General features: G+C 41.4%; 18 protein-coding genes and 2 pseudogenes. 12 read left to right on the top strand and 8 right to left on the bottom strand.

Annotated features, from left to right (window positions below; all coding sequences use genetic code 11):
• A pseudogene (locus AY606_RS16840) lies at positions 1–80 on the top strand (FAD-dependent oxidoreductase); the annotation flags it as partial.
• A 238-nt stretch (positions 81–318) separates the two neighbouring features.
• Here the strand turns inward: AY606_RS16840 and AY606_RS03005 are convergent.
• A complete protein-coding gene (locus AY606_RS03005; protein ID WP_067864441.1) occupies positions 319–573 on the bottom strand; it encodes a YfhL family 4Fe-4S dicluster ferredoxin in 255 nt (84 codons plus the stop codon).
• A gap of 8 nt (positions 574–581) precedes the next feature.
• Entirely contained in the window at positions 582–1991 is a 1410-nt protein-coding gene (gene trhP, locus AY606_RS03000) for a prephenate-dependent tRNA uridine(34) hydroxylase TrhP (RefSeq protein WP_067864439.1), read from the bottom strand.
• Positions 1992–2142: 151 nt separating this feature from the next.
• Between trhP and AY606_RS02995 the strand changes: the two genes are divergently transcribed.
• The 4 genes from AY606_RS02995 to arsH all read left to right on the top strand — a co-directional run bounded on the left by AY606_RS02995 (position 2143) and on the right by arsH (position 4828).
• Positions 2143–2466 (top strand): metalloregulator ArsR/SmtB family transcription factor, encoded by a 324-nt coding sequence (locus AY606_RS02995; RefSeq protein ID WP_067864436.1) that lies wholly within the window; start codon positions 2143–2145, stop codon positions 2464–2466.
• A gap of 15 nt (positions 2467–2481) precedes the next feature.
• On the top strand, positions 2482–2955 hold the full coding sequence (locus AY606_RS02990; RefSeq protein WP_067864433.1) for an arsenate reductase ArsC: 474 nt from the start codon (positions 2482–2484) through the stop codon (positions 2953–2955).
• An 11-nt stretch (positions 2956–2966) separates the two neighbouring features.
• On the top strand, positions 2967–4022 hold the full coding sequence (arsB, locus tag AY606_RS02985; RefSeq protein WP_067864429.1) for an ACR3 family arsenite efflux transporter: 1056 nt from the start codon (positions 2967–2969) through the stop codon (positions 4020–4022).
• A 101-nt stretch (positions 4023–4123) separates the two neighbouring features.
• Positions 4124–4828, top strand: a complete 705-nt coding sequence (gene arsH, locus AY606_RS02980) for an arsenical resistance protein ArsH (protein ID WP_067864426.1) — start codon at positions 4124–4126, stop codon at positions 4826–4828.
• A gap of 1 nt (position 4829) precedes the next feature.
• Here arsH and AY606_RS02975 read toward each other — a convergent pair.
• Positions 4830–4991, bottom strand: a pseudogene (locus AY606_RS02975) (MerR family transcriptional regulator); the annotation flags it as partial.
• A 224-nt stretch (positions 4992–5215) separates the two neighbouring features.
• Positions 5216–5995, bottom strand: coding sequence for a ferredoxin--NADP reductase (locus AY606_RS02970; RefSeq protein WP_067864423.1), 780 nt, complete (start codon positions 5993–5995; stop codon positions 5216–5218).
• A gap of 105 nt (positions 5996–6100) precedes the next feature.
• Between AY606_RS02970 and tsaA the strand changes: the two genes are divergently transcribed.
• Positions 6101–6823, top strand: a complete 723-nt coding sequence (gene tsaA / locus AY606_RS02965; RefSeq protein WP_067864420.1) for a tRNA (N6-threonylcarbamoyladenosine(37)-N6)-methyltransferase TrmO — start codon at positions 6101–6103, stop codon at positions 6821–6823.
• Here the strand turns inward: tsaA and AY606_RS02960 are convergent.
• On the bottom strand, positions 6820–8070 hold the full coding sequence (locus AY606_RS02960) for an MgtC/SapB family protein (protein WP_067864539.1): 1251 nt from the start codon (positions 8068–8070) through the stop codon (positions 6820–6822). The two genes, tsaA and AY606_RS02960, sit on opposite strands and share 4 nt — an antisense overlap.
• Before the next feature lie 257 nt (positions 8071–8327).
• Between AY606_RS02960 and tfpB the strand changes: the two genes are divergently transcribed.
• The 4 genes from tfpB (at position 8328) to AY606_RS02940 (ending at position 12701) form a co-directional block, all read left to right on the top strand.
• A complete protein-coding gene (tfpB, locus tag AY606_RS02955; protein ID WP_067864416.1) occupies positions 8328–10085 on the top strand; it encodes a type IV pilus assembly ATPase TfpB in 1758 nt (585 codons plus the stop codon).
• A gap of 95 nt (positions 10086–10180) precedes the next feature.
• Positions 10181–10543: a NirD/YgiW/YdeI family stress tolerance protein gene (locus AY606_RS02950; protein ID WP_067864536.1), complete on the top strand. Its 363-nt coding sequence runs from the start codon at positions 10181–10183 to the stop codon at positions 10541–10543.
• Between the two features lie 153 nt (positions 10544–10696).
• Entirely contained in the window at positions 10697–11356 is a 660-nt protein-coding gene (locus AY606_RS02945) for a response regulator transcription factor (protein ID WP_067864413.1), read from the top strand.
• A 1-nt stretch (position 11357) separates the two neighbouring features.
• A complete protein-coding gene (locus tag AY606_RS02940) occupies positions 11358–12701 on the top strand; it encodes a sensor histidine kinase (RefSeq protein WP_067864410.1) in 1344 nt (447 codons plus the stop codon).
• Positions 12702–12766: 65 nt separating this feature from the next.
• Here AY606_RS02940 and hemP read toward each other — a convergent pair whose 3' ends face one another.
• Entirely contained in the window at positions 12767–12937 is a 171-nt protein-coding gene (gene hemP / locus AY606_RS02935; protein ID WP_067864407.1) for a hemin uptake protein HemP, read from the bottom strand.
• Positions 12938–13076: 139 nt separating this feature from the next.
• On the opposite strand from hemP, the gene AY606_RS02930 reads away from it, so the two are divergent.
• Positions 13077–13976, top strand: coding sequence for an NUDIX domain-containing protein (locus AY606_RS02930; RefSeq protein ID WP_067864404.1), 900 nt, complete (start codon positions 13077–13079; stop codon positions 13974–13976).
• A gap of 53 nt (positions 13977–14029) precedes the next feature.
• Here the strand turns inward: AY606_RS02930 and AY606_RS02925 are convergent, their stop codons facing one another.
• The gene (locus tag AY606_RS02925) at positions 14030–14578 is read right to left on the bottom strand and encodes a hypothetical protein (RefSeq protein WP_067864402.1); all 549 of its coding nucleotides are present in this window, start codon (positions 14576–14578) and stop codon (positions 14030–14032) included.
• A gap of 33 nt (positions 14579–14611) precedes the next feature.
• Positions 14612–17008 (bottom strand): penicillin-binding protein 1B, encoded by a 2397-nt coding sequence (mrcB, locus tag AY606_RS02920; protein WP_067864399.1) that lies wholly within the window; start codon positions 17006–17008, stop codon positions 14612–14614.
• A 432-nt stretch (positions 17009–17440) separates the two neighbouring features.
• On the opposite strand from mrcB, the gene AY606_RS02915 reads away from it, so the two are divergent.
• The gene (locus AY606_RS02915) at positions 17441–18355 is read left to right on the top strand and encodes an NAD(+) kinase (RefSeq protein ID WP_502692097.1); all 915 of its coding nucleotides are present in this window, start codon (positions 17441–17443) and stop codon (positions 18353–18355) included.
• Positions 18356–18358: the final 3 nt, after the last annotated feature.

The raw sequence follows: 18358 nt of genomic DNA, 5'->3' as shown, positions 1-18358 counted from the left end.
AGCAGATCATCATCGCCACCGGTGAAGGTGCCAAAGCAGCACTGTCTGCCTTTGATTACATTATCCGCTCAGGGCAATAATTAAAAAAGCCAAAGTGGCTATGCAGACTTAGACATAGACACTTTGGCTTTAGTTACCCAAGTTTTTGTTTTACCTTTTATAGGAGCTCAGGGCGCTAACGCTGAGTTCCTTTTTTTTATCAAGACCCTTTCCCTTGTTGTTTTGATTTTTTACATTTTTTGTTTTGTCTTTTTTATTGTTCTTTCCCCAAGGCTATTAAGTTTAATTAAGCAAGTTTTATTCCAACTCCAAAAAAAATTAAGATTTAAATAAATTCAAACCCTTAAACTTCTGCATCAATTGTTGTTGTGTCTCCACATGTTCAGGATGCGGAATAATGCACTCAATTGGACACACGGCTAGACAGGTTTGGTGCTCGTAAAAGCCAACACATTCTGTACAGCGATTCACATCAATTTCATACACCTGGTCACCTTCATAAATCGCTTCATTTGGGCATTCAGGCAAACACATATCGCAGTTGATGCATTTATCAGTAATCAAGAGAGCCATCTGGATACTCAAACAGCTTGGTAAGCTAAAGAAGATGCTGAAATATCTGCTGTTGAGTGCGGCAAGTTGCGAATCAGCAGGGCATAGTTCATATCGACATCGGCAGGGACTGGAATATCCACTACATGACCTGAACCTTTGGCATCTTCAATTAAATTGCCTTTTTTATCCAAGATTTCAGTCAAGGTGAAAGTGATATTGCCTGAAGTGGTCATTAGCTCTAAAGAGTCACCCAGCACAAAGCGGTTTTTGACATCAATCTTGATGTAGTCACCGTTACGCTCTAAAACTTCACCGACAAACTGCTGATGGTCAAAACGGGATGAACCTGTTTCATAGTTCTGATATTCGCTATGCACATGACGACGCAGGAAACCTTCGGTATAACCACGATTTGCCAAGCCTTCCAGTTGAGTCATCAATGCTGGATCAAAAGGTTTTCCTTCAAGCGCATCATCAATGGCTTTACGGTAAATCTGGGCGGTACGGGCACAGTAAAAATAAGATTTGGTACGACCTTCAATTTTTAAAGAGTGAATGCCTATCTTGGTTAAACGGTCTACATGCTGTACTGCGCGCAAGTCTTTGGAATTCATGAAGTAGGTGCCATGTTCGTCTTCTTCCGCGGCAAACATGTCTTCTTCATTGCGTTGTAATAAAACCGGATCGCCAAATTGATGTTGTTCTAGGGCGTGTTGCTCATCGGCATCTTTGCTTTTGCAGCAGGACGCAGCTTTGAATGAGTCTTCCATATTTTGAACAGGAATGACATCTCCAGTTTCATCTTCCGCTGCTTCGTGAATTTTATAATCCCAGCGACAGGCATTGGTGCACGCACCCTGATTGGCATCACGTTTGTTCATATAGCCTGAAAGCAGGCAACGACCGGAATAAGCCATACATAATGCACCATGCACGAAAACTTCAATTTCCATGTCAGGAACATGATTTTTAATTTCTTCAATTTCATCGATTGAAAGTTCACGTGACAAAATGACACGTGTTAGTCCCATGTTTTTCCAGAACTTTACCGTTGCCCAGTTGACTGCATTGGCTTGAACAGAAAGATGCACTGGAACATCGGGAAAATGCTCACGTACCATCATGATCAGACCAGGGTCGGACATAATCAGTGCATCTGGATTCATGGCAACCACAGGTTCCAAGTCACGAATGAAGTTTTTCAACTTGGAGTTATGCGGTTGTATGTTGACTACGACATAGAATTTTTTGCCTAAAGCATGCGCTTCGGCGATGCCAATTTTCAGGTTGTCATGATCAAAAGCATTGTTACGTACACGCAAACTGTAACGCGGCTGTCCTGCATAGACCGCATCGGCACCATAGGCAAAAGCATAGCGCATATTTTTCAGTGAGCCGGCAGGAGAGAGAAGTTCGGTTACGTGTGAAATGGTCATGTCGTTAAAGGCATAAAAAAACTATGGCTTTATTGTAGGGATCTAAAAAAATGATTCAACCTAGTAAAAAACTCGGAATTATCGGATATTTCATCGTAATGTCATCAAATTTTCATTAATATATATGAAAATACGTATATGCATATATCTTATGGATTCAGTCAATTTTTTTAAATGTCTTGCTGATCAAACGCGCCTAGACATTCTCATGCTGATTGTAAAGCAGGGCGAACGATGTGTCTGTGATTTAACCGCGACTTTGGACTTAAGCCAACCCAAGATTTCACGGCATTTGGCGCTGTTACGTGTCAATGGAGTTTTGCAAGATCGGCGTCAAGGGCAGTGGATTTATTACAGCCTGGCAGCAGATTTACCGCAGTGGTGTCTGGATGTTTTAAACAGCGTTTCTTCACAAAATGACCGTTTTAATGCTGTGAATTTATCTGCCTGCGAATCTTTAAATTGTTGTGAATAAGTGATTGGAATAATAATGAATTTTCTTTTTTTATGTACCGGAAATAGCTGCCGTAGCATTTTGTCGGAAGCACTTTTTAATGCCCGTGCACCGCAAGGCTTTAGTGCCTGTAGCGCCGGCAGTAAACCCAGCGGAACAGTTCATCCTTTAACATTGAGAACCTTACAGAGTTTGGGAATTTCGACGCAAGCTTTATCCAGTAAAACCATGCAGGATTGTGAACAGTTTAATCCGCAAGTGGTCATTACCGTGTGCGGTTCAGCAGCTGCAGAACCTTGTCCTTTGTATCTGGGTAAAGCCATTAAAGCGCATTGGGGACTGGAAGATCCATCGCATTTAGAGGTTGCTGAAGATGAAAAAATGCAGGCATTTATGCAAACCGTGGAGCATATTAACCGTCGCCTTGATGCTTTTTTTGCCTTGGATTTAGCCCATTTATCTGTTGAAGAATTAAGTAAAGAAATCGAAAAAATTTCTGAAATTGCCTAATTGAGAAGGTTATGACTGCTAGAAAATTGTCTTTTCTTGATCGAAATCTAACTTTGTGGATTTTTATTGCCATGGCTTTAGGCGTTGCTATTGGTGTGTATTTGCCACAAGCATCGTCTGCTTTAAATCAAATGAGCGTGGGGTCGGTGAATTTACCCATCGCATTCGGTCTGATTTTAATGATGTATCCACCACTGGCCAAAGTGGATTATGCCGCTTTACCGCAAGTCTTTCAGGATAAACGTACCCTAATTTTATCTCTGGTGCAAAACTGGCTGATTGCACCCTGTCTGATGTTTGGTCTTGCAATTATTTTCCTGCAAAATTATCCGGAATATATGACCAGTCTGATTTTAATTGGCTTGGCGCGTTGCATTGCCATGGTTTTAGTCTGGAACAATCTGGCGTGTGGCGATAACCAATATGTCGCGGCATTGGTGGCATTTAACAGTATTTTCCAAATTCTGTTTTTTAGTACTTATGCATGGCTGTTTTTAAGTTACTTGCCGCCTTACTTTGGTGTGGCCGGACAAGTGATTGATGTCAGTTTCTGGACCATTAGTCAGGCGGTGCTGATCTATTTGGGCATTCCATTTTTGTTGGGCTTTTTAACTCGATTATTTCTGGTTAAAGCAAAAGGTTTGCTGTGGTATCAAACTCAATTTATTCCCAAGATTAGTCCACTCAGCTTGATTGCACTGCTGTTTACGATTTTGGCGATGTTTAGTCTGAAAGGTGCAGATGTCGTTGGCTTGCCCATGGATATTTTGCGTATTGCGATTCCATTGACCATTTACTTTGTGCTGATGTTCTTTATCAGTTTCTTTATGAGTAAATGGATGGGAAATGACTATCCACGTACCACGGCCATTTCCTTTACCGCAGCAGGGAATAACTTTGAACTGGCTTTAGCCGTTGCCATTGCTACATTCGGTTTGGCTTCGCCTGTGGCATTTACCACCATTATTGGTCCATTGGTGGAAGTCCCTGTATTGATTGCTTTAGTCAGCGTATCACTTTGGCTGCGTAAAAAGTTTTATCTCAATGAGACCCATATTGCTGATTAATCAGCAAGGAATGAAAGAAATTATTGTTTAAGTCTTCTTTATCCTTTCTAACAAGAGTGGGGGATTAAGAAGAATGTTCATAGAATAAATGTGAGCTTAAAATGTCATTACCGAATATTGATTTAGACTTACTGCCGACACCTAACTTAGATCAGGTTCAGGCAAAGGAATTGTCCCATCCAGCGCGTATCTTATTGCTTTATGGTTCAAACCGGGAGCGATCTTATAGTCGCCTGGCGGTGCTGGAAGCTGGACGCATTCTTGAGCATTTCGGCGCAGAAGTACGAATTTTCCATCCTAAAGGTTTACCTTTACCCGAAGATGCCGAAACATCGCATGCTAAAGTTCAGGAATTGCATGCCTTGCTGGCGTGGGCTGAAGGCATGGTGTGGTGTTCTCCGGAACGGCACGGTTCGATGAGTTCGATTTTGAAAGCGCAAATTGACTGGATTCCATTGGCAGCAGGATCCATTCGTGCCACCCAAGGTAAAACTTTGGCTTTGATGCAGGTCTGTGGTGGATCGCAATCATTCAACGTTTTAAATCAAATGCGGGTTTTGGGTCGCTGGATGCGGATGATCACCATTCCAAATCAATCGTCCATTGCTAAAGTATTTATGGAGTTTGATGAGGATGGGCGAATGAAAGCATCCAGTTATTACGACCGCATTGTCGATGTGATGGAAGAGTTGTATAAATTCACCTTGTTGACGCGTGGACAGGTAGCGTACTTAACCGATCGTTATTCAGAACGTAAAGAATCTGCGGCTGAACTTTCAAAACGGGTTAATCAGCAGTCTATTTAATTCATTCAGCAGATTCCAGCTGCTTTAAAATCTGACAATGATCAATGGTAGTTTGAGTCGAGCAGGATTGCCTGAGTTGTTGCAGTTGCAGCTGGAACTTTTCCAATTCGGAAATTTTGCGCTCAATATGGGTTAAATGTTCATCAATGACGTTATTCACTGCACAAATGGTGTCCAGCTTAAAACGTGCTGGAATAATGTTTTTAAAACGTGTTGGGTCAACGGCATAGGTAATTAAAGCGAAGTGCTTCAATTTACAAACAAAATTGAGACCTTTGGTTCTGAACGTGGATTGAAATAATCTTGAAATACTTGCAATAAGTAAATAAAAAACCGAGCGATGTCGCCCGGTTTTTTATTCGGTGTTATTAGAAATAACACGTCATCTTATTTTTCAACAAATGCACGTTCAATTACGTAGTCGCCAAGAACACCCATCTTAGGAGATTCTTTTAGACCATGCTGATCAAGCAACGCAACTACATCATCTAGAAATGCCGGGCTACCACACAACATTGCGCGGTCCGTTTCCGGGTTGAAACGTGGTAAACCAATTTTCTCAAACAGTTGACCAGATTCAATGGCCGTGGTGACACGACCTTGAGTGTGGAATTCTTCACGAGTAACGGTTGGGTAGTACACCAGTTTGTCTTTAATACCCAACTCTTCAAAAAATTCGTGATTTGGAAGTTCATTTAGAATCAAGTCTTGGTAGGCCAATTCAGAGATAAAGCGGGTACCGTGAACCACAATTACTTTTTCAAAGCGTTCATAGGTTTCCGGGTCACGAATTGTCGACAAGAATGGTGCAAGACCTGTACCTGAAGAAAGAAGGTACAGGTTTTTACCTGGGTTTAAGTCGTCAAGAACCAAAGTTCCGGTCGGTTTACGTGATACTAAAATATCATCGCCCACTTTTACTTTTTGTAAAATAGAAGTTAAAGGACCATCTGGCACTTTAATAGAGAAAAACTCTAACTCTTCTTCATAGTTAGCGCTAGCAATAGAATAAGCACGCATTAAAGGCTTACCGTTTACTTCCAGTCCAATCATCACAAATTGACCATTTTTAAAACGCAGCGCAGTGTCGCGAGTGGTCTTAAAACTGAATAATGTGTCATTCCAGTGGTGTACGTGAGTAATCTTTTCGACGTTGAAAGCAGCCATTAAAGGTCTCAATAAATTATCAAATTAGAACAGCTTACTATTCTAATCTAAAAACATTCTCGATAAACTGAATATATTGAATTGACCTTATCAGAAAAAGTGATTATGACTGAGATTAAAGTGCCAATAATCGGGTATATGAATTCCCCCTATCTTGAAAAATTTGGTATCCCCAGACAACCAAATTTGGTTCAGGTCGAATCGTATATCGAAATGCTGGAACCTTATAATGATTTACTGGCATTTGAAGGGATCAATGAATTTAGTCACCTGTGGCTGATCTGGCAGTTTCATGACAATAAGAATCAACAAGCTAAGGCAAAATTTCGACCGCAAGTCCGTCCACCGCGTTTAGGTGGCAATAAGAAAATAGGGGTATTTGCCACACGCAGCATGTACCGTCCTGCACCCATGGGATTGTCCGTCGTGCAACTGAAAGAAGTGAAAAAAGTCGGTAGGTCGGTTCGCCTATATGTCACAGGAAGTGACTTATTGAATGGCACTCCCATTATCGATATCAAGCCTTATATCCAGTATTCCGATGCCGTGATGGATGCAAAAAGTGGTTATGCACAGGATCAGCCTGAACGAATGACAGTGATTTGGACAGAAAGTGCAGAGCAGAAAAAGCAAAATTTAATCAAATGTCAAAACTTGGACAGCCGAATTGTGAATGAATTGGAACAGGTTCTAGTGCTTGATCCAAGACCTGCTTATCAGGATGATGCAGAGCGGATTTATAAAATGAATTTTGCCCATTTTGATGTCAGTTTTAGGGTCGGAGTGGCTTGCATTACTGTGACAGAAATTATTCAACTTTCAGCTTAGTGCTGCACCAGCCACCAAAGTATCCCAATTAAAACGGTCATATGTAGAATCTGTACAGGGGTAAAATAAAGTGCAAATTTTAATCCACCGCTGATAGCGGCATTAATGGATTTAGAAATCGCATGTGCGCCTAAACCTAACATCATTGCATACACTAAACTGGTGCTTGTGGGTACACCTTGAATCACTACAGCGGCTGCAGCGGCATGAATTTCAAACAGTGAAGCCAAGAGTGTACCTGCAATTAAACCGGAATCACCGAGTAAAAGCTCTAAGCCATACACGCCAGCCTGAATAATGGTTAAAGTCACTGCAATGATGGCGGCTTCTTTTAAACTGAACATAGGACTATCTGCGGGTTCTTTTTCTTCGACAGGTTCTGCTTTACGTAAAAGCCAGTAAGCACAAAGCGCCAAAATAAGAATGGCAATGAGCGATGGAAATACCAACAGTTTTAACCAGGCTAAAGAGACGCCTCCTACAACAATCAATAACAACACTAATGTTGAAATACAGGACATCAGTGCTGCACCGGCATTCGATCGTGCATCGACCCCTTCATTACGTACTTGCATACCTAAATGCGCAATCGTTGCGGTACTGGATACAAACCCCGAAGCGATTGAAGAAAGAATGAGTGCTCTTTTTTTTGAAAGTAAGCGTTTAGCAATATGTGCCACTGCCTGAACCACAAGAATCAGGGTAAGCAGTTTTAAAATAATATGCGGGTTAAGAACTGCACCCCATAAAGGGGTATTGGGCGTGAGCGGTAGAGCAATTAAAATCAGTGCCAGTAAAAATAAACCATCTTTAAATTCTGCTTCGGTAATCCATTTGCCTGCAAACCCATGAATCGAATGCTTCATCATTAAAATAACAGTCAGTATTACCGATAAACTTGCTGCAAGTGTGACATTCAAAATACACAGTGCCCCAATGAAATAAGTCATTACGAAAGCCAGTTCAGTGGTCACTCCCGGGTCTTTTAACTGGTTTTTTAATGAAAAAATGCCTATTCCTCCCACAATAATCGCGCCTATGAGGCCAAAAACAGACCCAAAGCTAAAGCATAAGGCACCGAGTAATGCACAGATCACAAAGGAACGAACCCCGGCGAAACTATGCTGATTTTCACGTTGCTTGCTGCGTTCACGTTCTAAACCAATCAGCAAACCACAACCTAAAGCTGCTGCCATAATCATCAGCAGTTCTTGAAATGATGTGCTTTGCAGTGACTGATCGAGCATATTATTCAAAGGGTTCATCCAATCGCTTGAGTAGGAAAAGGAGTGCTGCATAATTCAGCAGGAATTTAGCATTATTGGCTATAAATGAATGAAAGTAAAAGTATTATAATTGCCAAAAAAATTATAGTTTTCATTTGAGTGACCTACACGTTGGCTTGGCTTTAAAAAAATCTTAAGGAAATTTTTTTTCTAAAACTGATATAAGTCAGATGAAATTTAGTTTGCTATAGTGTGGGTAGGTTTTGGGGCGTATAACAATGAATTTTAATTTTGAAATGGACACGGCTTGGTGTCTGGAACAACTACAAAAAGATGGACGTATTACCGAGCGTAACAAGCTACTGATACAAACCACACACCGTCAACGTGAACAATTGAAATGGCATCCGTTGCAGTGGATTGCACATTTTAATCTGGTCGATCTGTCCCATCCGCAATCTACCTTAACCCTAAACCGTTTGTGTCAGTGGATTGCAGAAAAAGCCAATATTCCTTTTTATATTATTGATCCCTTAAAAGCTGATGTCGGTGCTTTAACCAATATCATGTCGCAAGAATTTGCCGTGCGGAATAAAATTTTGGCGGTAGAAATTCAGCCAGACAAAGTCCTGATTGCAACAGATCAGCCTTTTAAAACGGAATGGGTGGCCAATCTTGAACATACGATTGCACCGAAAAAAATTCAGCGTGTGCTGTTAAGCCCAGATCAATTACAGCGTTATCTGGTCGAATATTATCAAGTCAGCCGTGCAGTTAATTCATCACAAAAATCCAGTGCTTATGACCGCGATAACAAAGGCGTAGAAGCGCTTTTACAACTGGGCGATACGCAAAACCCTGATGCCAATGACCAGCATATTGTAAAACTTGTGGATTGGGTGTTGCAGTTCGCTTTTGAGCAAGGCGCCAGTGATATCCATATGGAACCGCGTAAAGACGCAGGTAAGGTGCGTTTCCGAATTGATGGAGTGTTGCATACCATTTATAAAATGCCGGCCAATACCCTGACTGCGGTGATTTCACGGATTAAAATTTTGGGTCGCATGAATGTTGCGGAAAAACGCAAACCGCAAGATGGCCGTTTAAAAACCCGTACGCCCAAAGGACAGGAAACCGAGCTGCGTCTATCGACTTTGCCGACTGCGTTTGGTGAAAAACTGGTGATGCGTATTTTTGACCCGGAAGTGCTGGTACGCAGTTTTCAGCAACTGGGTTTTGAAGGGGGATTGCTGAATGATTGGAAAGCTTTAACTGCACATAGTCACGGGATTATTCTGGTGACGGGTCCGACAGGCTCAGGAAAAACCACAACGCTATATTCTTCGCTTAAACAGCTGGCGACTGAAGAAGTCAATGTCTGTACCATTGAAGATCCGATCGAGATGCTGGAACCGAGCTTTAACCAGATGCAGGTCAATCAAGGGATTGACTTGGGTTTTGCTGATGGCGTGCGCGCTTTAATGCGTCAGGATCCCGACATTATTATGGTCGGGGAGATTCGTGACCACGATACCGCCAATATGGCGATTCAAGCAGCATTAACCGGTCACTTGGTACTATCCACGCTACATACCAACGATGCGCCGTCAAGTTTGACGCGATTACATGATTTAGGCATACAGCCATTTTTAACGGCCGCGACCATTTTAGGGGTATTGGCACAACGTCTGGTACGAAAGCTTTGCCCACATTGTAAAACAGAAACTTTTATCAATGAGCAAGAATGGAAGCATTTGACCTATGATTTTTCAATAGAGATGCCAAGCTTTGTATTTCAGGCAGTTGGTTGTGAAGAATGTCGTCATACAGGTTATAAAGGGCGTATCGGAATTTATGAGTTTATGCCGTTAAGTTTAGAGACCAAACAACTGATTGGTGCAAATGCCAATCTAAATGAATTACGCCAGCAAGCCAAGAAAGAGGGTGTTGAACCACTGCGTATTGCCGGTGCACGTAAAGTTCTGGATGGATTGACCACTTTGGAAGAAGTTTTACGCGTGGTTCCTTTGAATTAAGAGTTTTATGGAAATGAAGCAATCTTAAGATTCACCTCATCTTGATTTGCTTTAATGGCTTCATCGAAATGATGAACAAAAAGATGAAGATTTCTATGAACATGATTTTAAAAGCAGCTTTAATTAGTGGTTTGGTGGGCACATCTACTTTTGCTTTGGCAAATACTGCCGTGAATCAAGCTGCTATTGCACCACAAACGACAACTACGGTGAAACATGCCTTAACTTTAAAAGATGATACTAAGGTTCAGCTCAAAGGTTATGTGGTGAAAGCAGTCGGGGATGAAAAATATCAATTCCGTGATAACACTGGCACCATTACAGTCGATATCGACGATGAGTTATGGCAGGGGAAACCCGTGAATGCAAAAACACCTGTGACTCTCATCGGTGAAGTCGACATTGATTACAGACCTGCGAAACGTGTTGAAATTGATGTGGATGCAGTTAAGTTCTAAAGTATTGAGCAGTTGAAAATAAAGTGATCAGTGGCTGAAATAGCCTCTTGCCAAGACCATATGAATGATTGATTCATGTGGTTTTTTGACTCTAGCGACTTTTAAAGCATGCTATGTTAAAAGCCAATCATGCCAAATACTTGAGAACAACAGATGCGAATCTTACTGGCAGAAGATGATGCTTCTCAAGCAGAGAGCATTAAAACCTGGTTAGAAATGGATGGTTATAATATTGACTGGGTCGAGCGTGGCGATCATGCCATTTTAGCTATTGAGCAGCATCAGTATGATTGTGTCTTGCTCGATCGTGGGCTACCCAAAGCCACTGGGGATGAGATTTTAAAAGCTTTAAGAGCACAGCAGCAACAAACTCCGGTGATTTTTATTACTGCGCGGGACAGTATTCAGGATCGTGTTGAAGGTCTAGATTTAGGGGCCAATGATTATCTGGTTAAACCCTTTAGTCTGGAAGAACTTTCCGCGCGTGTACGTGCGCAATTACGACAACATCAAGGCAGTGCTGATCAATATTTGCATTATGCAAATCTGGTGTTGGACCCGCAAGCGAAGACTCTGATCCAAGATGGTCAAACCGTCAATTTAACCGCCAAGGAATTTCAGATTTTGCATAAGCTGATGCAAAAGCCTGAACATGTGATGACCCGTGAGCAACTGGAAGAATCACTCTATGCCTGGGGTGATGAAATCGAAAGTAATGCGATAGAAGTGTTTATCTATCAATTGCGTAAAAAGATTGGCAGCCAATATATCAAAACCATTCGCGGTTTGGGCTATCGCATGAGTCAGGATTAATATGTCACAAGCCGTGTCTCTACAAAGCAGCCTGATCAAGACCTCATTATTCAGTTCAATGCTGGCGGGTGTGCTGGCATTGCTGCTGTTTATTGGGATTTCGCTCTATCAGACCATGCAGGTGCAAGATCAGCTCATGAATGAAATTGCAGACATGCTGTTAATCTCTGATGTGACTACGAGTTCAGAACAGCAGGTGGATAAACTTAGCGATGAATTTGATATTCAATATCAACTCAAAGATCAGCAGCAGGTGCTGACCGAATCAAAAGATTTCTATTTAGAGCAACAGCCCTTAAAGCTCAAAAATAATGTATCTGAGGGATATGATTTTATTTGGCAAGAGCAACAGTTATGGCGTATGTACACGGCTGAAGATGCTGAGCTGAATATGTCGGTATTGGTGTTACAACCGCTAGGAGAGCGTTTTAAAGATTTGGCTCAAAATGTGATGGGTTATAGTCTGATATTGGTCTTGCTCTGGTTGACGCAATGGCTGATTTTACATTTTGCAGTGAAGCGTCAATTTAAAGTCATTCATCAATTGTCTAAAAATATTGCTGAAAAAAATGCCGATGATCTCACTCCGATTCAGCAGCAAGTACCCGAGTTACAAGAATTACAGCCGATGGTATGGCAACTAAATCAATTATTACAACGATTAAATCAATCTTTGGTCGCGGAGCAGCGCTTTACTGCAGATGCTTCACATGAATTACGTTCGCCGTTATCTGCCATTCAAATGCGTTTGCAGGTATTAAAACGTAAATATCCAGATTTAAATCATGACTTGGCCAGTATTCAAAATGATGTCAGTCGTGGCACACAAGTGTTAGAAAACCTACTTTTACTTGCTCGTCTTGATCCGGCCAATACCCATCAATTACCTAAAGCTGAAATTGATTTGGGGTTTGTAGTAAACGATGTTGTTCAGGCCTTACAACCCTTTGCTACCGAGAAAAATATTCAAATTCAGACTCAGTTTTCGCCTGATCTTCCTATTTTGGCGAATGAAAAACTCATTTTTAGCTGTATTCGAAACCTGATGGATAATGCCATTCGATATGTCGGGCAAAATGGTCATGTATTTATTAATGTGCAACAGCAGCATCAAAAGCTAACGATGACGATTGAGGATGATGGGCAGGGTGTGACGGAAGAAGTCTTGCAACGCTTGGGCGAACGCTTTTATCGTGCTTTAGGTACTAAAACTCAGGGTTCAGGTTTAGGCCTTTCGATTTGTCAGAAAATTATTGAATTGCATGCAGCTGAAATGCATTTTTCTCAATCCAGTTATGGTGGATTAAAAGTTGAGCTGCAATTTCCGCTGAATGTTCAGCGCTAAAAAGCAGTATGCGTATGTACATACTGCTTGTTTCCACGAATATTATTAACTGGTTTGTTATTCTTTTATTTGGTTAGAATCAGTCGGTTGTTACGGGTTAAACGCAAACGGTATTCTTCTCCGGCATGCATAATTCGAATTTCTCGGCCCAAGGAAAATAAGTTATTCGAGTACAGCATAGGTAGTGAGTGTGCTACATCATTATTACGGGTAAATAAGCTAAATGGCGCGTTCATTCCGTCGACTCCGTGGTATATTGTGAACTTTTTAAATGATAATCATTATCGAATAGACCTGTCAATCAATTATTAAAGATTTTATAAAAAACCTAAATTTGCTTACACTCTGTAATATTTTCACGCAAAGGAGTACGGAATGTCGAAACCTACCATTCACATTGCAATTGGAATCTTGTTGCATCAGAACAAGGTACTTGTAGGATGGCGTGAAGCAAAACAGCATCAGGGAAATAAGCATGAATTTCCAGGGGGTAAAGTTGAAGAAGCGGAAAGTCCCTTAGCGGCCTGTCGCCGTGAAATTTATGAAGAAGTGGGGATCGGGTTGCAGGACTGGCATGCTTTTGATGTGATTCGGCATGAATATGATGATGTGATCGTCAATTTGCATTTATTTCATGCCATCGTACCGACTGCACTATTGAATGAAATTCAACAGCCCTGGACGTGGTACAGCCGTGATGAATTACTGAGTTTAAATTTTCCCAAGGCCAATCAAGTCATGATTAAACGATTGTACTGGGAACATCAGATTAAAATTTCAGATCAGTTAAGTGCATTAGAGCAGTTGCATTTAGACCAGTCGATGTATTGGCGTGTTGAGGGTACTCAGGCACAGATCATTGAAATTTCAGGCTTAAGCGTTGAAAAATTATCTAAACTGATTGTAAATATTGACCTTTATCAACAGTTAAATTCAATTCAACAGCAAGCCATTTCAGCCATTCATTTAAAACAGTCGCAATTACTGTCCTTGATGCAGGGTGATTTAATTATCGGTAAGCGTTATATCGCGGCTTGTCATGATTTGGTTTCAATAAACCAGGCGCAGAAAATTGGTTGTGATGCCATTCTGTTAAGTCCAGTAGTCGCTACAGAAACGCATCCAGCTGCTCGAGTATTAGGCTGGGAGCAGTTTAAAGTGTTGGCTTCACAAGTCGAAATTCCTGTTTTTGCTTTGGGTGGAATGCAAGCAGGTGATTTGATGACGGCACAGCAGCAGGGCGCTTATGGAATTGCAGGTATCCGGTTCATATAAAAAATAAAAAGATGTATTGAGCCAGACTTTGACGACTCAATACATCTTAAAAGTTATAAGCCTTTCAATGCCGTTTGTGCTTGCTGAATAGTTTTTGGATCTTTTTGCTGTTGTGCAGCTTTCAAAATGGCTAACCAGAGCTGTTTCTTCATCGCATTACTTTGAGCATAGCTCAGTCCACGTTGCGCTAAAGCCTCTGCATTTGCAGGTTTATTTTTCTTATTCGCCACTAACGCCAAATACAAATAAGTTTCGGCAGATTGGGGAGCCAGGCGCTGGGCTTGGAGTGCGGCAGCTTCAGCTTGATTCCATTGCCCTTGTTTATAAGCAAGCTGGGTTTTTTGCATGAGTTTTTTAAATGCAGGAAGTTGACGGCCATCATCAAATTGCTGCCTGCTTCTTTGCTCAGGCACGACCACCTGCATCTTTTTACGTTGAATTTCTTCACGCTCATAAGGAGTAATGACTACACCAGAAGGCGTTTTAATTTCCTTTTTTTCAAAGGGTACAGGTTTTGTTGGTTCCTTGGTCTCAGGAGCTGGCAGGCTTTGACAGCCCGCCAAAGCGGTTAGGCCTAAAGCGAACAGTACCTGCTTATACATGTTGAATCGAAACATCATTATGAATTGTCACCATTAATTATTATAGCTACCGCTTGAAATGACCTGACTGTTATTGGAAGAGTCACGTGGCATTTCAGTTTCACTTTCACGAATATAGTTTTCAATACTATCGTTTTGTTCGGGTACGGCCTGATTGTTTTCAGTGTCAGAATTGTAAACCGGTTCTACTTGATAATAAGGTAAACCACATCCGGTTGCCTGACGTGGCACATTATTGCGCAATAGTGGAATATACATTGCGCCTTCACAACCTTGTGCAGATAAATAGCCGGTTGTGCGGTCAATCCAGTGCCATTGCACATTTTCTGTTTGACGTAAATTTACAGGTTTCTGACGCAGCTGCTTCATGACATTGGTCCAGACAGGCAAGGCACCTGATGAACCGGTTAAACCAGTCACTTTATTGTCATCCAGACCTAACCAAACCACACTGAGGTAATTACCCGAATAACCGGCAAACCATGAGTCACGGGTATCATTGGTGGTTCCCGATTTCCCGGCCAGTTTTAAATCAGTAGGCAATGCGCTATAAGCTGAACGCCCTGTACCTGAACTCATCACTTGCTGTAAGCCATAATTCAAAATATAGGCGGCAGAAGGGTCTATGGTTTTTTGAATGGTCAGACCGTAACGATCCAATAAACGTCCGTTTGCATCGACTACAGAACGAATGGACTTGATTGGATATTTAAATCCACCCGTAGCAAAGTTGCTATAAATGCTCATCACTTCCATCGGCGACATATCAACTGCACCGAGGAATATAGATGGATAAGTGGGAATGTCTGAGCTTACGCCAAACTTTTTCAGGTGATTACTGAAAGTTGAAACTCCAAATTCCTGACCTAAACGCACTGCGGCAAGGTTATATGAATTTGCCAGCGCTTCCGCCATTGGAACTACGCCATGGCCGCCACCGCTATAGTTTTTTGGTGTCCAGGTTTTTCCTCCACTTTCAATACTCAGCGGACTATCTTCAATTGGACTGGCCCAGGTATATCGTCCCGATTCAATCGCACTTAAATAAATAACCGGTTTAAGTAAAGAACCCACTTGACGTTTGGCATCTAAAGCACGATTAAAACCGGTAAAATCTTGTGTAGAACCCACCGCTGCAACCAGTTCACCATTTTCAGGATGCGAAATTAAAACCGCACCTTGCAAGTCTTTTAAGCGTTTTGGATTGGCATTGGCTAAACCGGAAACAGATGTTTTAAACGCCTCTTGGACTTTAGTTTGGGCAATTGGGTCAAGGGTAGTGAAAATTCTTAAACCTTGATTGGTCAAATCACCTTCTTGATATTCGGTACGCAGTTGACGACGGACAATATCCAGAAAGTCGGGGAAGCGAGCCGGGCCTAAGGTTGGTTTTGCAATAACATTGAGTGGTCGTGCCACTTCTTGCTCAAACTGTTCCTGAGTCAGATAACCCATGACCAGCATATTGTGTAAGACAATATCCCGACGTTTTTTTGCGCCTTCAGGATTCTTCCAAGGGTTAAAAAGTGTTGGTCCTTGAACCAAACCGACCAAATACGCTTGTTGAGCAGTATTTAACTCTCTGAGCGGTAAACCGAAATAAAACTGTGAAGCCAAGCCATAACCATTAATTGAATAGTTACCATTTTGACCCAAGTTCACTTCATTTAAATAAGCTTCCAGAATTTCATCTTTATCGTAATGCAGCTCAATCAGCAGCGCCATTAAGGCTTCATTGACCTTACGTTTCAAGGTTCTTTCTGGACTTAAATAGAAGTTCTTTACCAATTGCTGGGTCAGGGTTGAACCACCTTGACGTTTACCACCAGTCACATTACTGACTAAAGCTCGTGCTGTACCGCGAACTGAAACCCCGTGATGATGATAGAAGTTGCGGTCTTCTGTCGCAATGAGCGCTTCAATTAAAGGTTTAGGAACCTTATCGAGTTTAATCAGAACACGGTCTTCGTTATGCTGTGGGTAAATGCCGCCAATCAGTAATGGTTCTAAACGAGCGATGCCGGTAGATGAGGGTTTGGTCGCACTGACTTCACCCACTTGATTATTGTTAAAAGTAACTTTTAAAACCTGTTCAGGTTCTGCGCTATCACCGAAATCAAAACCACGGGTATGCACATACAGTGAATCGCCTGAAGTAACATAATTTCCCGATTTGGTATAGCTGTCAGAATTCTTATAGCCGAGTAATTTCAGCTCTTGAGTAAAGTCTGTCTGATTAACCGGCGCATTGGTATAGATTTCCAAAGGACGAGCAAATACTTTTGCCGGAATATCCCAGCGCTGTCCTTCAAACTTATTCCGCACAATATTATCCATTCGTATTAAATAGATACTAAAAGCCAAGAAAGCCGCAATGACTAATATTGAAAAAATAAGCGCTAGTAAACCGATACCACGTTCAGACTTCATCAATTAATATAAGATCCTGATAAATTGTGCTAATCATGCGAAGCTTTTCATTTTTTTGCAATAATTAATCTGTGAATGAAGATGAAATAGAGTAATTAAAAACTCGGTGAACCTATAAGGAGTTATTGATTTTATAAAAAATATTATTTTTACAGCGTGGTTTTTATTTCAATAAATTGGGTAAATTTTAAAACACTTTTCCAGAACTGAGCCATTGAACAGCATTATAAACCTCAAGATGCTGCTGATAAAATGTGATCTTTATCATAAAAAATAAATATTGCTTAAACTTGCAAGAATGTTTGCTTTAAGGCGCGTGTGTATCTCTGAGGCAAATCGTTCTTTAGTAACCTATTAATTATATATCCCACTTTAAAGTTTTTTAAAATGAATAGTGTTAATGCTATGATAGGCAGGAATCGTAGCGGAGCGATGACTCAGGTGAAAATTTCACATAAGACTTTTCGAAACATTGGATTAGTAGGACGTCCAGATAAATCCTCCGTCGTTGAAACTTTAAGTCTCATTCATGACCATCTTTTAAGTTTAGGGCTTCATCCTGTTTTTGATTCTCAAACAGCAGCATTGGTTCCTTATGCCAATACGCAAACCGTCAGTCGTGCTTTACTGGGTGAAGTGGTTGATTTGGTGATTGTGGTGGGTGGCGATGGCTCTTTATTACATGCTGCACGTGCATTGGTAAAACATAATACGCCTGTGATTGGTGTGAACCGTGGTCGTTTGGGCTTTTTAACCGATATTAAGCCGACCGAAGTTATATTTAAACTCGATCAGGTGCTTAAAGGTGAGTTTCAGTTGGATCGCCGTTTCCTGTTGGAAATGGAAATTCGCTCCAAAGGCGAGAGTATTTATGATGCCATTGCGCTGAATGATATAGTTTTACATTCGGGTCGCTCTGTACACATGATTGACTTCGAACTGAATATTGATGGTCAATATGTCTATCGTCAGCATAGTGATGGTCTGATTGTCTCTACACCTACCGGTTCTACGGCATATGCCTTATCCGGTGGTGGACCGATTGTTCATCCGGGTATGGATGCTATTTCTTTAGTACCGATGCATCCGCATACCTTGTCTTCACGTCCGATTGTGGTCGGTGGGCATAGTGAAATCAAGATTATCATTCGTGAAAATCGTGTGTTACCGATGGTCAGTGCCGATGGTCAACATAGTGTTTCACTTAATGTTGGGGATAGTTTACATATCCGTAAACATCCTTTTAAATTGAATTTGCTTCATCCACCAGGATATGACTTCTATATGGCATGTCGTACCAAATTGGGGTGGAATCAAGATTTTGACTCTTTACAACAGCAGGATTAAATG

This window comes from Acinetobacter sp. SFB (genome assembly GCF_001647545.1).
Classification (GTDB): Bacteria; Pseudomonadota; Gammaproteobacteria; order Pseudomonadales; family Moraxellaceae; genus Acinetobacter.
The sequence above is the reverse complement of the archived record's forward strand: the minus strand, read 5'-3'. Positions and strand labels throughout refer to the sequence as shown.

Bases quoted from the DNA above. Each gene is read 5' to 3' on its own strand.
- AY606_RS03005 (WP_067864441.1), bottom strand. From the start codon at position 573: ATGGCTCTCTTGATTACTGATAAATGCATCAACTGCGATATGTGTTTG.
- trhP (WP_067864439.1), bottom strand. From the start codon at position 1,991: ATGACCATTTCACACGTAACCGAACTTCTCTCTCCTGCCGGCTCACTG.
- AY606_RS02995 (WP_067864436.1), top strand. From the start codon at position 2,143: ATGGATTCAGTCAATTTTTTTAAATGTCTTGCTGATCAAACGCGCCTA.
- AY606_RS02990 (WP_067864433.1), top strand. From the start codon at position 2,482: ATGAATTTTCTTTTTTTATGTACCGGAAATAGCTGCCGTAGCATTTTG.
- arsB (WP_067864429.1), top strand. From the start codon at position 2,967: ATGACTGCTAGAAAATTGTCTTTTCTTGATCGAAATCTAACTTTGTGG.
- arsH (WP_067864426.1), top strand. From the start codon at position 4,124: ATGTCATTACCGAATATTGATTTAGACTTACTGCCGACACCTAACTTA.
- AY606_RS02970 (WP_067864423.1), bottom strand. From the start codon at position 5,995: ATGGCTGCTTTCAACGTCGAAAAGATTACTCACGTACACCACTGGAAT.
- tsaA (WP_067864420.1), top strand. From the start codon at position 6,101: ATGACTGAGATTAAAGTGCCAATAATCGGGTATATGAATTCCCCCTAT.
- AY606_RS02960 (WP_067864539.1), bottom strand. From the start codon at position 8,070: ATGCTCGATCAGTCACTGCAAAGCACATCATTTCAAGAACTGCTGATG.
- tfpB (WP_067864416.1), top strand. From the start codon at position 8,328: ATGAATTTTAATTTTGAAATGGACACGGCTTGGTGTCTGGAACAACTA.
- AY606_RS02950 (WP_067864536.1), top strand. From the start codon at position 10,181: ATGAACATGATTTTAAAAGCAGCTTTAATTAGTGGTTTGGTGGGCACA.
- AY606_RS02945 (WP_067864413.1), top strand. From the start codon at position 10,697: ATGCGAATCTTACTGGCAGAAGATGATGCTTCTCAAGCAGAGAGCATT.
- AY606_RS02940 (WP_067864410.1), top strand. From the start codon at position 11,358: ATGTCACAAGCCGTGTCTCTACAAAGCAGCCTGATCAAGACCTCATTA.
- hemP (WP_067864407.1), bottom strand. From the start codon at position 12,937: ATGAACGCGCCATTTAGCTTATTTACCCGTAATAATGATGTAGCACAC.
- AY606_RS02930 (WP_067864404.1), top strand. From the start codon at position 13,077: ATGTCGAAACCTACCATTCACATTGCAATTGGAATCTTGTTGCATCAG.
- AY606_RS02925 (WP_067864402.1), bottom strand. From the start codon at position 14,578: ATGTATAAGCAGGTACTGTTCGCTTTAGGCCTAACCGCTTTGGCGGGC.
- mrcB (WP_067864399.1), bottom strand. From the start codon at position 17,008: ATGAAGTCTGAACGTGGTATCGGTTTACTAGCGCTTATTTTTTCAATA.
- AY606_RS02915 (WP_502692097.1), top strand. From the start codon at position 17,441: ATGACTCAGGTGAAAATTTCACATAAGACTTTTCGAAACATTGGATTA.